The 15,311-nt window shown below is 70.8% G+C and carries 14 protein-coding genes and 1 pseudogene; 8 read left to right on the top strand and 7 right to left on the bottom strand.

Annotated features, from left to right (window positions below; all coding sequences use genetic code 11):
- Positions 1–3 precede the first annotated feature (3 nt).
- Entirely contained in the window at positions 4–669 is a 666-nt protein-coding gene (locus ACFYX3_RS03105; RefSeq protein ID WP_389007483.1) for a hypothetical protein, read from the top strand.
- On the opposite strand, the gene ACFYX3_RS03100 is transcribed toward ACFYX3_RS03105, so the two are convergent.
- Complete coding sequence (locus ACFYX3_RS03100) at positions 608–1,798, bottom strand: SAM-dependent methyltransferase (protein WP_389007481.1); 1,191 nt, start codon at positions 1,796–1,798, stop codon at positions 608–610. The genes ACFYX3_RS03105 and ACFYX3_RS03100 overlap by 62 nt on opposite strands.
- Before the next feature lie 164 nt (positions 1,799–1,962).
- Between ACFYX3_RS03100 and ACFYX3_RS03095 the strand changes: the two genes are divergently transcribed.
- From ACFYX3_RS03095 to groL, 4 genes are all read left to right on the top strand, one after another.
- Positions 1,963–2,877 (top strand): polysaccharide deacetylase family protein, encoded by a 915-nt coding sequence (locus ACFYX3_RS03095; RefSeq protein ID WP_389008088.1) that lies wholly within the window; start codon positions 1,963–1,965, stop codon positions 2,875–2,877.
- A complete protein-coding gene (locus ACFYX3_RS03090) occupies positions 2,874–3,113 on the top strand; it encodes a hypothetical protein (RefSeq protein ID WP_389007479.1) in 240 nt (79 codons plus the stop codon). The genes ACFYX3_RS03095 and ACFYX3_RS03090 overlap by 4 nt, the downstream gene beginning before the upstream one ends.
- Before the next feature lie 146 nt (positions 3,114–3,259).
- Complete coding sequence (gene groES / locus ACFYX3_RS03085) at positions 3,260–3,568, top strand: co-chaperone GroES (RefSeq protein WP_017239619.1); 309 nt, start codon at positions 3,260–3,262, stop codon at positions 3,566–3,568.
- Positions 3,569–3,678: 110 nt separating this feature from the next.
- Complete coding sequence (gene groL / locus ACFYX3_RS03080) at positions 3,679–5,307, top strand: chaperonin GroEL (protein ID WP_041130811.1); 1,629 nt, start codon at positions 3,679–3,681, stop codon at positions 5,305–5,307.
- A 64-nt stretch (positions 5,308–5,371) separates the two neighbouring features.
- On the opposite strand, the gene ACFYX3_RS03075 is transcribed toward groL, so the two are convergent.
- Positions 5,372–6,070 (bottom strand): ester cyclase, encoded by a 699-nt coding sequence (locus ACFYX3_RS03075; protein ID WP_389007476.1) that lies wholly within the window; start codon positions 6,068–6,070, stop codon positions 5,372–5,374.
- Between the two features lie 46 nt (positions 6,071–6,116).
- On the opposite strand from ACFYX3_RS03075, the gene ACFYX3_RS03070 reads away from it, so the two are divergent.
- Positions 6,117–6,539 (top strand): hypothetical protein, encoded by a 423-nt coding sequence (locus ACFYX3_RS03070; protein ID WP_389007474.1) that lies wholly within the window; start codon positions 6,117–6,119, stop codon positions 6,537–6,539.
- On the opposite strand, the gene ACFYX3_RS03065 is transcribed toward ACFYX3_RS03070, so the two are convergent.
- From ACFYX3_RS03065 to ACFYX3_RS03045, 5 genes are all read right to left on the bottom strand, one after another.
- Positions 6,516–7,535 (bottom strand): hydroxyacid dehydrogenase, encoded by a 1,020-nt coding sequence (locus tag ACFYX3_RS03065; RefSeq protein ID WP_389007472.1) that lies wholly within the window; start codon positions 7,533–7,535, stop codon positions 6,516–6,518. The two genes, ACFYX3_RS03070 and ACFYX3_RS03065, sit on opposite strands and share 24 nt — an antisense overlap.
- An 18-nt stretch (positions 7,536–7,553) precedes the next feature.
- Positions 7,554–8,408 carry a carbohydrate ABC transporter permease gene (locus ACFYX3_RS03060; protein WP_376591546.1) on the bottom strand — a complete coding sequence of 285 codons (855 nt, stop codon included), beginning with the start codon at positions 8,406–8,408 and terminating at the stop codon, positions 7,554–7,556.
- Positions 8,405–9,358, bottom strand: a complete 954-nt coding sequence (locus ACFYX3_RS03055) for a carbohydrate ABC transporter permease (protein WP_389007470.1) — start codon at positions 9,356–9,358, stop codon at positions 8,405–8,407. The genes ACFYX3_RS03060 and ACFYX3_RS03055 overlap by 4 nt, the downstream gene beginning before the upstream one ends.
- Before the next feature lie 4 nt (positions 9,359–9,362).
- On the bottom strand, positions 9,363–10,679 hold the full coding sequence (locus ACFYX3_RS03050) for an ABC transporter substrate-binding protein (RefSeq protein ID WP_389007468.1): 1,317 nt from the start codon (positions 10,677–10,679) through the stop codon (positions 9,363–9,365).
- A 102-nt stretch (positions 10,680–10,781) separates the two neighbouring features.
- Positions 10,782–11,879, bottom strand: coding sequence for a substrate-binding domain-containing protein (locus ACFYX3_RS03045; RefSeq protein WP_382655072.1), 1,098 nt, complete (start codon positions 11,877–11,879; stop codon positions 10,782–10,784).
- Positions 11,880–12,069: 190 nt separating this feature from the next.
- Here ACFYX3_RS03045 and ACFYX3_RS03040 point away from each other — a divergent pair, with 190 nt between their 5' ends.
- The gene (locus ACFYX3_RS03040; RefSeq protein ID WP_389007465.1) at positions 12,070–13,899 is read left to right on the top strand and encodes a DUF2264 domain-containing protein; all 1,830 of its coding nucleotides are present in this window, start codon (positions 12,070–12,072) and stop codon (positions 13,897–13,899) included.
- Positions 13,900–14,037: 138 nt separating this feature from the next.
- Positions 14,038–15,304: pseudogene (locus ACFYX3_RS03035) on the top strand (RNA-guided endonuclease InsQ/TnpB family protein).
- Positions 15,305–15,311 lie beyond the last annotated feature (7 nt).

Here is a 15,311-nt window from a genome sequence, read left to right as displayed (position 1 = left end):
GACATGTCCCCGCGTACCCCGTTCCCTCCGCCGCCCCCGCCCGCCGAACTCCGGAGCTGGCCCGACCGGGAGGCGCTGCTCGCCGACCGGGCGCTGGCGCTCGACGAACTCGGCAGACGGCTGCTCGGCGTCGGGCGGCTCACGCTGTTCCTGGTCTGGTTCCTCCTGCTCCAACTGGGCTGGGGACTCATCGGCGTGCTGCTCATCGCGCTCGGCGCGCCGTTCCCCGACCCGATGACGATGGCGGTCGGGGTCGTCGTGGCGGCCCTCGGCATCGGGGTCTTCGTCCCGGCCGTGTGGCTGACCGTCCGCAGCCTGCGGCGCGACCGGACCGTCCGTGAGCGCCTCGCCCAGTGGGCGGCCCTCGACCGGCACCGTCCGACGGACGCCCGGGTGAGCGCCCCCGTCCTCAGCGTCGTCTGGCTGCTGCTGTCGTTCGCGATGTGCGGGGTCGGCCTCTGGCTGGGCTTCGCGGTCCCGGCGGGCGTCAGCCGTGACGACGGCTACGGCCTGGTCGCGTACGGCATGGGCGTCGCCCTGATCCTCTGGATCACGGGTCTGACCGGCGTGGCGAAGGCCGTCGGCCACTACCGCTTCGCGGTGCGGCTCAACGGCCCCCGCCGGCCGGCCGCCCGATCAGCATCGTCGGGGCACCCGCGACCCGAGTGAGCAGTACCGTCGCCGAGTTGGGGCCCTTCGGCTTCACCTTGCGGCGGATCTCCTCGGGTTCGACCGCCGAGCCGCGCTTCTTCACGGTGAGGGTGCCGACCTCGCGCTCCCGCAGCAGGGCCTTCAACTTCTTCAGGTTGAAGGGGAGTTCGTCGGTGATCTCGTACGCGGCGGCGTACGGGGTCTCCCTCAGCTCGTCCGCCGTCACGTACGCGATCGTCTCGTCGATCAGGCCGCCGTCCAGCTCCTCCGCGACCTCGGCGACGAGGTGCGCGCGGATCACGGCACCGTCCGGCTCGTACAGATAGCGGCCGACCGCACGGACCTCCGGATCGGGCAGCCCCCGGCCGGTGAGCCCGGCGCCGGAGGGCAGCAGGGTGGCCCGGCGGGCGCCCGGCTCCGTGCCGAACCACAGCACGGCCTCCTTCACGTCCCCGCCGTCCGAGATCCACTCCGCCTCGGCCTCCTCCGGCACCGCCTCGTGCGGGATGCCCGGCGCCACCTTCAGGGCGGCGTGCGGGGCGCGGCGGGCCGCTTCGATCGCCCAGGACAGCGGCGGGGAGTACGCCTCGGGGTCGAAGATCCTGCCCCGGCCGCCGCGCCGCGCCGGGTCGACGAAGACGGCGTCGTACGGGCTCGTGTCGATCTCGGTGACGTCCGCGCACCGGACCTCGATCAGCTCCGCGAGCCCGAGCGCGGCCGCGTTGGCCCGTACGGCCTCGGCGGTCAGCGGGTCCCGGTCGACGGCGAGGACGGAGATCCCGGCGCGGGCCAGGGCGATCGCGTCGCCGCCGATCCCGGAGCAGAGGTCCGCGACGCCTCGGACGCCGAGCGCCTTCATCCGGGCCGCCCGGTACGCGCCCACCGAGGCGCGGGTGGACTGCTCGACGCCGTTGGGCGTGAAGTACATCCGGTACGCGTCCTCCGCGCCGAACTTCGCCACCGCCCGCTGCCGCAGCCGTGCCTGGCCGAGGGCCGCGGTGACGAGCTCGGCGGGGTGGTCGCGGCGCAGCCGGGAGGCGACCGCGAGCTCCTGCGCGGGGTCGTAGTCGCGCAGGGCGGCGAGGAGCGTCTGCCCCTCGGGGGCGAGCAGGGCGGCGAAGGAGGCGAGGTCGGTCACCCGTCCCATTCTGGGGCCTGGGAGTGCCCGGCCCGACCGACGGGACACCCCCGCGGGGCTTGTGGGCCGGCCGGGGGACGGTGGGGGCCGTACGGCGGTGTCGCGGCCCGGAAGGGGCTCTCGCGCTGACAGGATGCGGCGCCATGCAGCTCGTACGACAAAAGGACCAGATGATGGCAAAAGGTGTGCACCGCTCCCGCCGGACGCTCGGGGCGGCGCTCGCCGTGGCCGCCCTCGCCTCCGCCGCCACGGCCTGCTCCGGCAGCGCCGCACCCGAGCGCGGCGCGCCCGCCCCCGCCGCCGCCGAGAAGCAGGCCCCCGCCGCCGGCGCCCTCGGCGCGTACGTCGAGAAGGTCCGCGCGCAGCGGGCCGCCCGCGTGCTCGCCGCCAAGAAATGGGGCCTCGCCAAACCCCCGCTCGAAGCGCCCGCCCCGCCCGCCGTCAAGCCGAAGATCACCACCCGCAAGGGCTTCGAGACCGACGGCGAGGGCCTGCCGCCCGTCTTCACCACCGTGCCCACCAAGCAGAAGGTCGTCTTCCTGACGATCGACGACGGCGCGGAGAAGGACCCCCAGCTGCTGAAGATGATGAAGGAGCTGCGGATCCCCTACAGCGCCTTCCTCAGCGACTACGTCGTCAACGACGACTACGGTTACTTCGCGAAGATGCAGAAGTCCGAGGAGTCGGGCGTCGCCCTCAACAACCACACCCTCCACCACCGCTACCTGCCCGCACTCTCGTACAGCGAGCAGAAGCGCGAGATCTGCGGCATGCAGGACGTCATCGGGAAGCAGTTCGGCAAGCGGCCCACGCTCTTCCGCCCGCCGTACGGCAACTACAACGAGGACACCCTGACCGCCGCGAAGTCCTGCGGCATCAAGGCCGTCCCGCTCTGGGCCGCCGAAGCCTTCCCCGACCACATGGAGTGGCGCGAGTGGGACCGGGACCTGCACCCCGGCGACATCGTCCTCACCCATTTCCGGGGCAAGGAGGACTGGAAGGGCACGATGCCGGACATGATCCGGCGTGTGATGAACGTGATCACGTCCAAGGGGTACGCGGTCGCGAAGCTCGAGGACTACGTGTGAGGTGGCTCGCCGTGCTCGCCGTGACCGGCGCGCTCCTCGCCCTCCCGGCCTGCGCCTCCTCCGTCGACCCGATCGAACGGCTCGGCCGGAAGGCGGCGGAACGGGTGAACCCCCACCCCTCACCGGTCCAGCGGGTGCGGGCGGCGGTCGACGCGAAGCGCTGCGAAGAGGCCGGCGGACCCCGTACGGTCACGCCACGGAGCGATGAATTGGCACTCCGCTTGACCGAGTGCTAATCGCGGTCATAGTCTCGGCCCTGGCACTCCCCACTGGAGAGTGCCAACACAGCGACGGGCAGGTCCGGCACCCGCGACGACGGATCCACCTGGTCGCCACCTCAGACAGTTAACCCCGTGAGATCTCCGAAGGGGGAGGTCGGATCGTGACGACCACCAGCTCCAAGGTTGCCATCAAGCCGCTCGAGGACCGCATCGTGGTCCAGCCGCTCGACGCCGAGCAGACCACCGCCTCTGGCCTGGTCATTCCGGACACCGCCAAGGAGAAGCCCCAGGAGGGCGTCGTCCTGGCCGTGGGCCCGGGCCGCTTCGAGAACGGCGAGCGTCTGCCGCTCGACGTCAAGACCGGCGACATCGTGCTGTACAGCAAGTACGGCGGCACCGAGGTGAAGTACAACGGCGAGGAGTACCTCGTCCTCTCGGCTCGCGACGTGCTCGCGATCGTCGAGAAGTAATTCACCGAAGTATCTGAAGCAGATGCTTTGAGCTGCGCCCCTTGACCCCGCACCGGGCGTCCGGGGGCGCAGTTCGTTCCACCCCATTCCGAGAGGGCTGAACCGCTCCCATGGCGAAGATCCTGAAGTTCGACGAGGACGCCCGTCGCGCCCTTGAGCGCGGCGTCAACAAGCTTGCCGACACGGTGAAGGTGACGATCGGCCCCAAGGGCCGCAACGTCGTCATCGACAAGAAGTTCGGCGCCCCCACCATCACCAACGACGGTGTCACGATCGCCCGCGAGGTCGAGATCGAGGACCCGTACGAGAACCTCGGCGCCCAGCTCGTGAAGGAGGTGGCGACCAAGACCAACGACATCGCGGGTGACGGCACCACCACCGCCACCGTGCTCGCCCAGGCCCTGGTCCGCGAGGGTCTGCGCAACGTCGCCGCCGGCGCCTCCCCGGCCGCCCTGAAGAAGGGCATCGACGCCGCCGTCAAGGCCGTCTCCGACGAGCTCCTCGCCACCGCGCGCCCGATCGAGGACAAGTCCGACATCGCCGCCGTCGCCGCGCTCTCCGCGCAGGACCAGCAGGTCGGCGAGCTCATCGCCGAGGCGATGGACAAGGTCGGCAAGGACGGTGTCATCACCGTCGAGGAGTCCAACACCTTCGGCCTGGAGCTCGACTTCACCGAGGGCATGGCCTTCGACAAGGGCTACCTGTCCCCGTACATGGTGACCGACCAGGAGCGTATGGAGGCCGTCCTCGACGACCCGTACATCCTGATCCACCAGGGCAAGATCTCCTCGATCCAGGACCTGCTGCCCATCCTGGAGAAGGTCATCCAGGCCGGCGCCAGCAAGCCGCTCCTGATCATCGCCGAGGACGTCGAGGGCGAGGCCCTCTCCACCCTCGTCGTCAACAAGATCCGCGGCACGTTCAACGCCGTGGCCGTCAAGGCCCCCGGCTTCGGCGACCGCCGCAAGGCGATGCTCGGCGACATGGCGACGCTCACCGGCGCCACCGTCATCGCCGAGGAGGTCGGCCTCAAGCTCGACCAGGCCGGTCTCGACGTGCTGGGCACCGCCCGCCGCGTGACCATCACCAAGGACGACACCACCATCGTCGACGGCGGTGGCAACTCCGAGGACGTCGCGGGCCGCGTCAACCAGATCAAGGCCGAGATCGAGTCCACGGACTCCGACTGGGACCGCGAGAAGCTCCAGGAGCGCCTCGCGAAGCTGGCCGGCGGCGTGTGCGTGATCAAGGTCGGCGCCGCCACCGAGGTGGAGCTGAAGGAGAAGAAGCACCGTCTGGAGGACGCCATCTCCGCGACCCGCGCCGCGGTCGAGGAGGGCATCGTCTCCGGTGGTGGCTCCGCGCTCGTCCACGCCGTCAAGGTCCTCGAGGGCAACCTCGACAAGACCGGCGACGAGGCCACGGGTGTCGCGGTCGTCCGCCGCGCCGCCGTCGAGCCGCTGCGCTGGATCGCCGAGAACGCCGGCCTCGAGGGCTACGTCATCACCTCGAAGGTGGCGGAGCTGGAGAAGGGCAACGGCTTCAACGCCGCGACCGGCGAGTACGGCGACCTGGTCAAGGCCGGCGTCATCGACCCGGTGAAGGTGACGCGCTCCGCCCTGGAGAACGCCGCCTCGATCGCCTCCCTCCTCCTCACCACCGAGACCCTCGTGGTGGAGAAGAAGGAAGAGGAGCCGGCGGACCACGGCCACGGCCACGGTCACGGCCACTCCCACTGAGGCAGCTGACTGACGGCTGAGGCCCGGTGCTCCCGTCGCGGGAGCACCGGGCCTCACTGCTTGGCTAGGCCTCCACGGCCCCGAGCTGCTCCATCAACCCGAGCAGGTCGTACTGCCACCACCCCTCGACGGCCTTCCCGTCCTCCCGGAAGCGGTGGACGACCATGCCGGTCATGCTCACCTCCATCCCGGTCGGCTGGATCCCCATGAAGTCGCCGACATGGGTGCCGTTCCAGGTCCAGCGGGTGCAGGCCCGGTCACCGTCGGCGATCTGGTCCTCGACGGTGAACGTGAAGTCGAACGCCGACCGCCACATCTCGGACTCACGCCGCAGCGCGTCCATCCCGACCGTGTCGGTCGGATTGTTCGGATCGTGGTCGTGGTACCCCTCGGCGAACACCTCGTCGAGCGGCGGCAGCTCCCCGGGCATCGAGACCAGCTCGAAGAACCGGCGCGAGGCCGCCTTGTACATCTGCTCGTCCCGGACGACGTCCAGATCGGTGAAGGTCGGCATCTCGTCACAGAGCGCGACCATCTCCCGGAAGATCCGGTCGGTCTCCGGAAGCTGCGAATTCCGCATGGCGACGTCGTACGACGGGAACTCCACGATCTCCACGACGTGCGAGGAGTCGGAACGGTCCTTCCCGACGATGCTGTGCGTCGCGGTCCGCTTCCCCTTGGTCTGCTCGACCCACCGGTCCATGAGCCGGTTCAGGTCGTCGACCCGGCTCGTCTTGCAGTCGATGATCTGCACGAATGTCATGACGCCTCCCGACCCAGGTAGGACCTTTCCAGTCTAGGTTGGACGCATGGAGCGGGCAGGGGGGAAGCGTCCGGTCACGGTCGACAACAGCGCGGGGACCGTCGTGATCGGAGACGGGAACCGGGTGGTCGCCGGGGCTCCGCCGGCGGTTCGCTCGGCATACCGGGAGCAGGTGCGCCGCATCGCTCCTGCCGAACTCCTCGGCCGTGAAGAGGAGTTGGCGGAGCTCGGCGACTTCTGCCGCACCGGGACCGGCTACGTGTGGTGGCGGGCGGAGGCCTGGGCGGGCAAGACGGCCCTGATGGCCTCGCTCGCCCTGGACCCGCCCCGGGCGCGGGAGTGCACCGCCCTCGCCCTGCACCTCGGATCCTGGTCCGACGTGCTGCCCGCCGTTTTCCACTGTGACCCCGGTACCGTCCCCCTGGTCCTCGCCGAGGCCGAACGCCTACGCCGAGCGCTGGAGGTCTGAGACCCGGACCTCCTCCGCGAACGGCTCGCCCCTCCCGTACCGTGCCACCTCCTCCAGTGCCTGGTCCGCCATCCGGTGGAGTTCGTTGCCCAGGGAGCCGGCGACGTGGGGGGTGAGGAGGACGTTCGGGAGGGTCCACAGGGGGGAGTCCGGGGCGGGGAGTTCCGGGTCCGTGACGTCGAGGATCGCGTGGAGGCGGCCCGTGACGAGGTGGGGGAGGAGGGCTTCCTCGTCGACCAGGGAGCCTCGGGCCGTGTTGATCAGGGTGGTGCCGGCGCGCATCGCGGCGAGCTGTGCCGGGCCGATCATGTGGTGCGTGGAGGGGAGCTGCGGCGCGTGGATCGAGACGACCGTGCTGCGGGCGCAGAGGTCGTCGAGGTCGGTCAGTTCCGTGCCGGGCGGTGGGGTCGTCACGTACGGGTCGTACAGGAGGACGTCGACGTCGAAGGGGCGGAGCAGGTCGACGACCCGGCGGCCGATGCGGGAGGCGCCGACGATGCCGATCGTGCGGCGGTAGTTGCCCCAGGGGGTGGATTCCGTGAGCCAGGTGTCGTCGGTGCGGAGTTCGGCGTACCGCTGGGCCGAGCGCAGCACCCGCTTCCCGGCGAAGAGAATCGCCGCCAGCGTGTACTCCGCGACCGGCAGCGCGTTGGCCCCGGCGGCCGAGGTGACGCGGAGGCCGTGTTCCCAGCAGGCGTCGGTGATGTGGTGCTTGACGGAGCCCGCCGCGTGGACGACCGCCTTGAGCCGTGGGGCCCGTGCCAGGACCTCGGCCGTCAGCGGGGTCGCTCCCCAGCAGGTCAGGAGGATCTCGGCCTCGGCGAGCGCGGCGGCGACCCGGGGGTCGGGGGCCGTCAGGTCGTGGGCCACCAGATGGGGGTCGGTGTGAGCGAGTCGGGCCAGGCGGGTGCGGTGGGTGTCCGTGAGGAGGCGGTCGGCCACCCCGGGGCCCATCGCCAGCAGGAGGTTCGGGCGGTTGTCAGTGGTCGGGTGCATCGTGGATGACGGCCTTCCTCACTTGACGCTGCCGGCCGTCAGACCGGCCTTCCAGTGGCGCTGGAGGGAGACGAAGGCGATGACGAGGGGGACGACGGCGAGCAGGGAGCCGGTGACGACGAGGGGGTAGTAGTCGGGTTCGGCGTGGGCGTTGCTGTTCCACGCGTACAGGCCGAGGCTCAGCGGGTAGAGCTTCTGGTCCGAGAGCATCACCAGGGGGAGGAAGAAGTTGTTCCAGACGGCGGTGAACTGGAAGAGGAAGACGGTCACGAAGCCGGGCATGACCATGCGCAGGCCGATGGACCAGAAGACGCGCATCTCGCCGGCGCCGTCGATACGGGCGGCTTCGAGGGCCTCGTCGGGGATGTAGCCGGCGCAGAAGACGCGGGAGAGGTAGACGCCGAAGGGGTTGACGAGGACCGGGATCAGGACGGCCCAGTAGGTGTTGACGATGCCGACCTCGCTGGCCAGGAGGTACATCGGCAGGGCGAGCGCGGTGGTGGGGACGAGCACGCCCAGGAGGACGAGGCCGAAGAGCTTCTCCTTGCCCCGGAAGTCGTAGACGTGGAAGGCGTATCCGGCGGCGACGCTGATCAGGGAGCAGGCGAGGGCGCCGAGGCCCGCGTAGAGGAGGCTGTTGGCGTACCAGTGGAAGTAGATGCCGTCGTTGTACGCGGCGATCCGGGAGAGGTTGCCGCCGAGGTCGAAGCCCTCGAAGGAGAAGGCGTTTCCGGCGAGGAGGCCTCCGGCGTCCTTGGTGGCGGCGGTGAGCAGCCAGACCAGCGGGAAGAGCATGTAGACGACGGCCAGGACCAGGGCGCCGTTGACGGCCGTCCTGGAGAGCCAGAGGGAGGGGGTGCGGGGCTTGCTCATGCCGGCTGCTCCTTTCGGGCCGTGCCCCGCCTGCCCGCCGCGACCCGCTCGCGTGCCGCGCTCGCCGTGCCCGCCTTGCGGCGGCCCGTCAGGCGCGTCACCGCGAAGGAGAGCAGCGCCGCCGTGAGGGCGAGGAGTACGGAGGCCGCCGCGGCGAGTCCGTAGTCGTTGCGGTCGAAGGCCGCGGTGTACGCGTACATGTTCGGCGTCCAGGTGGAGGTGACGGCGGAGCCGGTGCCCTTGTTGAGGATGAGCGGCTCGGTGAAGAGCTGGAGGGAGCCGATGATCGTGAAGAGGCCGACCATCGCGAGCGAGGACCTGATGAGCGGGACCTTGATGGAGAAGGCGATGCGCCAGGCGCTCGCGCCGTCGACGGTGGCGGCTTCGAGGACGGAGCGGTCGATGGCCTGGAGGGCGGCGTAGAAGATGACCATGTTGTAGCCGAGCCACTCCCACAGGGCGATGTTGACGACGGAGGGCAGGGTGCCTTCGGGGGAGAAGAAGTCGAAGCCGATGCCTCCGGCGTCCATGGCCTGCACGACCGGGCTGAGCTGGGGCGTGTAGAGGTAGACCCAGATCAGGGCGGCGATGATGCCGGGCACGGCGTGCGGCAGGAACAGCGCGAGCTGGAAGAAGCGGCGGGCGCGGGCGAGCGCCGAGTCGAGCAGGAGGGCGAGGCCGAGGGCCCCGGCGAGCAGCAGCGGGATGTAGAGCAGGCAGTACCCGAGCAGGACGCCGAAGCCCTCGACGAAGGCCCGTTCACCCAGCGCCGCCGTGTAGTTGTCGAGTCCGGTGAAGACGGTCTCGGTGCCGCCGAAGCCCAGTCCGGACTGCTTCTCGGTGAAGAGGCTGAGCCAGACCGCGTATCCGATCGGCACCACCATCACCGCGGTGAACAGGACGAAGAAGGGGGTCAGCAGAAGTGTGGCGGCGCGGGTGCGGGCCTTCATCCGGTCAGCCCTCGACCTTCAGGCCGCGCTTGGTGAGTTCGGCGACGGTGGCGTCGTGGCCGGCCTTGACGGCGTCGGCGAGGGTCGGGCCGCCCTGGGCGATCTTGCCGAACCGGTCCTTGATCGCGGTGTTGGTGGTGCCGGTGGTCGGGCCCCAGGACCAGTTGGGGTTGATGGAGGCGCCGGCGGCCTCGAAGAGGGCGTAGATGTCCTCGCCGCCGTAGTAGCTCGCGTCGAAGGCCTTCTTGGCGACCGGGCGCAGGGCCGCGGCGGCGGGGAAGGCGGAGGAGGTGCCGGAGGCGATCCGGGCCTTCACGCCCTCCTCGGTGGTGGACATCCACTCGGCGAAGGTGACCGCGGCGGCCTTCTGCTTGCTGTCCTTGGTGACGGCGAAGGACGTGCCGCCGAGCATGCCGCTGGCGGGCTTGCCGTCCCAGGTGGGGACGGGGGCGACGGCCCACTTGCCGCTCAGCTCGGGGACGTTGCCCTTGAGGACGCCCGCGCCCCAGGAGGCGCCGAGGTAGCCGATGGTGGTGCCGTTCTTGAGGGAGCCGACCCACTCGGGGCTGAAGGAGGCGTCCTTGTGGACGAGGTCGGCGTCGAGGAGGCCCTGCCAGTAGGCGGTGACCTTGGTGGTGGCCGGGTCGGTGGTGTCGATCTTCCAGGTGTCGTTCTCGGCCTTGAACCACTGGGCGCCGGCCTGCCAGGCCATGGCCTCGAAGGTGGTCGGGTCGTCGGGGAAGAAGGTGGCGATACGGGCCTTGGCGTCGGCCTTCTTGACCTGCTCGGCGGCCTTCTTGAAGGCGTCCCAGGTGGTGGGGACCTGCAGCTTGTACTTGGCGAAGAGGTCCTTGCGGTAGAAGAAGGCCTGCGGGGCGGCGTCGAAGGGGACGGCCCAGGACTTCCCGCCGAGGGTGGTGAGTTCGACGGACTGCGGGAGGAGCTTGGCGCGGTCGGCCTCGGTGAACTGGTCGCCGATGTCCTGGAGGGCGCCGGAGCTCACGAACTCGGGGAGCGAGGAGTACTCGATGGAGACCAGGTCGGGGGCGTTGCCCGCCTTCACGGCGTTGGAGATCTTGGCGTAGCCGCCGGCGGTGCCGGAGGGGATCTCCTCGAACTTCACCCGGATGTCTTTGTGGGAGGCGTTGAAGGCGTCCACGACGTCCTTGGAGCCCTTGGCCCAGCCCCAGAAGGTGATGGTCACGGGCCCGTCGGGCTTGCTTGAGGCGTCGTCACCGCCGCCGCCGCAGGCCGTGAGGACGGCGAGGGCGGTGGCGGTGCCGGCTATGACGCGGGACGTTCTGCTCCAAGTACGGGTCACGGCACGGCTCCTGAGGGCGGGGCGGCTGGGAGGTTGTGGCCGTGATCCTGTGACCGTTCATGACCGAAGTCAAGAGCGAAAGATTGATTGATCGAAAAAAGATCAAACTGTGGGTGTCGTGCCCGCCCCGCACGAGGCCCGCACGCGCAGCCACGGCAGCAGGCTCAGATGCCGGCGCGCCGACTCCTCCCCGGACCCCTCCGTGAGCCGCTCCACCAGGAGTTCCGTGGCGTGCCGGCCCACCTGCCGCTTCGGCGGGGCGACCGCCGTCAGCGGGGTGTCGGCGAGGGCGGCGACCTCGTCGTCGTACGCGATCAGGGCCAGGTCCTGCGGCACCCGCACGCCCAGCTCGGCCAGGCGCTGCACGATCTCGATCGCGTCCACGTCGTTGTGGACCAGGGCCGCGCTCGCCAGGCCCGAACCGACGGCCTCGTGCAGCGCCCGCACCGCCCGCTCGAAGCCCTCCGGATCCGCCTCGGCCGGCACGGAGTCGATGACCGGGCGCGGCTCCTTCAGGCCCAGCGTGCCCAGCGCCTCGGCGTAGCCCGCGCGCACCGCGAGCGCGGTCGGGGAGTCCCGGCGGGCCACGAGCAGCGGGGTCGCGTGGCCGAGCGAGAGCAGATGGCGCAGGGCGAGCAGCACCCCGTGGGCGTGGTCGGAGGAGACCCGGTCCAGGCCGTCGAGCGGGCTGCCGGGCTCGGCGCGGCGCTCCAGGAGCACGGCCGGCACGGGCAGTTCGGCCAGCCAGTCCCCGTACGCGAGCCGGTCCTCGGGCCCCCGCCAGCCCGGCGCGACGAGGACGCCCTCGGCGCCCGCCGCGAGCAGGCCCTCGGTGCGGGCCCGGTCCTCCTCCGGCCGGTAGTCGGAGATCCGCAGCACGAGCCGCGCCCCGGCGCGGGCCGCCGCCTCGTGCGCCCCCCTGATGACCTCGGCGAAGTAGTACGTGGCGGAGGGGGCGAGCAGCCCCAGGACCAGGCCCTCGCCGGGGCGACCGCCGCCGGGCCCGGCCCCCCGCCGGGGCCAGGAGACCTGGCCGTGCACCCGGTCGAGCAGGCCCCGGCCGGCCAGGACCTCGACGTCCCGGCGGGCGGTGACGGGGGAGACCCCGAGGCGTTCGGCCAGTTCGGAGACGCGGGCGGTGCCGCGCTCGCGCACCAGGGCCAGCAGTCGGTCGTGTCGTTCGGCAGCACTCTCGCGCACGGCGCGGTTCCCCCTCGCGGTGGTGGTGGTCCGTCGAGCCTAGCTCCAGGAATGATCGAATGACAGAAGTTTCGATCATTCGCTCCGATTCCCTTGACGATCGATCGGAGTCTGTCCAGGATTCCCGGCGATGCGGACGACGACGCAGACAGCGACGCAGACGTCATCGCACGGAGCCCCAGGGAGCATCATGCCCACGCCGCCCGAGAACCGTGAGCTCAGCCCGTACACCGGCTGGACCCGTGCCCACTGGGAGGACGCGGCCGACCGACTCCTCCTGGACGTCCGCCCGTTCGCCTCCCCGAGGCGCGGCCTCGTCGACCTCCCCGGCCCCCGCCCCAGCTGGTCGGGCCCCCGCTCCGACGGCCTGGAGGGCTGGGCCCGCACCTTCCTCCTCGCCGCCCTCCGCGTCGCGGGCGCCCACGGCGAGGACCCGCACGGCCACCTCGACCGTTACGCCGAGGGGCTCGCGGCCGGGACCGAGAAGCCGGGACGGGAAGACCGGGACGCGTGGCCCCTGATGGCCGGCACCCGCCAGGCGATCGTCGAATCCGCCTCGGTCGCCCTCGGCCTCCGCCTCACCCGCCCCTGGCTCTGGGACCGCCTCGATGACCGCACCCGGCAGCAGGTCGCCGACTGGCTCCGCCCCGCCCTCGCACCGTCCCCCGTCGACAACAACTGGTGGCTCTTCGGCCTCACCGTCGCCGGCTTCCTCCAGGACGCCGGCATCGAGACCGGCCTCGCCGCCGCCACGATCGACCGCTCCCTCGCCCGCGTCGAGGACTGGTACCTCGGCGACGGCTGGTACAGCGACGGCGACAACCGCGCCTTCGACCACTACAACGCCTGGGCCCTGCACTTCTACCCCGTCCTCCACGCCCACCTCGCCGGCGACCGGCAGCTCCTCGACACCTACGGGCCCCGCCTCCGCGCCCATCTCGACGACTACGTCCACCTCTTCGACGCCAACGGCGCCCCCGTCCCGTACGGGCGGTCCCTGATCTACCGCTTCGCCGCGGCCGCCGCCCCCTGGCTCGGCACCCTCACCGGCCACACCCCGCTCACCCCCGGCACCACCCGCCGCCTCGCCTCCGGCACCCTGCGGTACTTCCTCGACCGCGGCGCCACCGACGAGCGCGGACTCCTCGGCCTCGGCTGGCACGGCCCGTACCCGCCGCTCGTCCAGGAGTACTCGGGACCCGGCTCCCCCTACTGGGCCTCCAAGGGCTTCCTCGGTCTCCTCCTGCCCGCCGACCACCCCGCCTGGACCGACCCCGAGGAACCCCTGCCCGCCGAACGCGCCGACACCGTCCGCGCCTTCGCCCCCGCCGGGCTGCTCGTCCAGACCACCGCCGCCGACGGGCTCGTACGCCTCCACAACCACGGCAGCAACCACGTCGGCAGCGCGCCCGGCGAGGAGGACGACCCCGGCTACGCCCGCCACGCCTACTCCACCCGTACGGGACCCAGTACGGGGACCGTCGAGGCCGACAACCACTTCGCCCTGCTCGCCGACGGGAAGGCCACCACCCGGGGCCCCGCCGTCCCCCTCTGCACCGGCCCCGACCGGGCCGCCTCCCTCCACCACCCGCTGCCCGGCGTCCGGGTCCTCTCCGCGACCCTCGCCCACGGCCGCGCCGAACTCCGCGCCCACCTGGTCCTCGGCGCCCCGGAGGGGACGCCCGTACGGCAGACGGGCTGGGCCGTCACCCCCGAAGGCCCGCACGCCCAGCTCCACCCGGTCCACGGCTACCGGCCGGACGCCGGGGAACTCCCCACCGGGGAGACCCTGCAGGGCCCGGGGACCCGCACCCTGGCCCTGCACGGCACCACGAGCGGCCCCGCGACGCTCTTCGTCGCCCTCGCCTCCCTCACCGCCGAACCCGACCCCGCACCCGTGTCCGACCTCGCGAACGTCCACGTCACCGGCCCCCACACGCTCACCGTGACCTGGCGGAACGGCACCACCACGCAGCTCGATCTCGAAGAGCTCGAAGTCTTGGACCCGAAGGAACTGTGAGGTCGAGCATCTGCCGATCCACGCCGTGCGTCAGCAGAGCTGGTTCGTGCAAGAGTGAGCCAAACTGCGTCGACTTCCGGCATTGCTGCCTCGGGCTGAACGAGTCGACTTAGCTTGGTCCCCGTGAGTGGGCATGCGATGGCGAAACGACAGTTCGGGCATCGCGCCCGGCTGGCGCTGACGCCTGCGCAAGCCCGACTTGTTGATGACCAAGCCCATGCCGCCCGGGGGAATGTGGAATCTGCTGCATGAATGGTGGCAGATGCTCCCCAAGCACCAGCGTTCGCCGGTAGCTGCGGACGCGGCCATCCGCCAGGCTCGCAAAGAGATCGATTGGCTTGGCGTACTGCCGGCGCAGGCTGCGCAGACGGTACTGAAGACGTATCTCGTGGCGTGGCGAAACTGTTGGGACGGCCGGGCGCAAGAGCCGACGTTCAAGACGCGTTCTCGGTCGGTGCTGTCGGTGGACATTCCGCAGGGCCGGGACTTGCATGTCAGCCGAGTACACCGCCGCTGGGGTGTGGTCAGCATCCCAAAGATCGGCCGTGTCAGATTCCGCTGGACCAAGGATCTCCCTGTGGGCAAGCGGGCGAACCAGGGGAACCGCATCACTGGGGCCAGGTTGGTGAAGGATGCGCTCGGCTGGCACATCACCTTCCGTGTCGCGACCCTTGAAGCCACACCTGCGCTTCATCAGGGGAGCGAAGTTGGCATCGACGTGGGTGTAAGCGTCCCCCTTGCCCTCTCGAACGGGTCTGTCTACACACACGGCTCATGGCTGACCGAGGAGGAGCAGAGCAGCCTGCTCCGATTGGAGCGGCGGGCTGCCCACCGCAGGACCTCCCGCAAGCATGGGGAGAAGACCTCCGGCCGCTTGCAGCGCACCTACGACCGGATCCAAGGGCTTCGCGCGAGAGCCAAGCGTAGGCACCTGGACTGGCAGCACAAGACCACAACCGATATGGCCAGGAAGTACAGCACCGTTGTGGTGGAGGCGCTCACCATCCCGAACATGGTCAAGTCCGCCAAGGGCACGGTGGACAGGCCAGGTAGGAATGTCGCTCAGAAGTCGGGCCTCAGCCGGTCGATCCACGCGGAGGCGTGGGGCCGCACGATCCGATTGCTGACGTACAGGACAGCCCTTGCGGGTGGCAGTCTCCACGAGGTGCCCGCACCCGGCGCCTCCCAGCGCTGCTCGGCCTGCGGGCACATCGCCCCTGGCAGCCGGGAGTCCCAGGCCGTGTTCGTGTGCAAGAACCCTGACTGCGGCTGGACAGGAAAAGCCGACCACAACGCGGGCCGGAACATCCTGCACCTCTACCGGATGGGCCTCGCGTTCGTCCCGGCTGCCGGGAGGGCAGTCGTCAGGCGTGCACGCCGCGTCAAGCCCGCCGCCGTCAGGTAGGTGGGAA

The organism is Streptomyces sp. NPDC002463, from assembly GCF_042889835.1.
Classification (GTDB): Bacteria; Actinomycetota; Actinomycetes; order Streptomycetales; family Streptomycetaceae; genus Streptomyces; species Streptomyces nymphaeiformis.
This window is presented reverse-complemented; position numbering and strand designations above follow the sequence as displayed.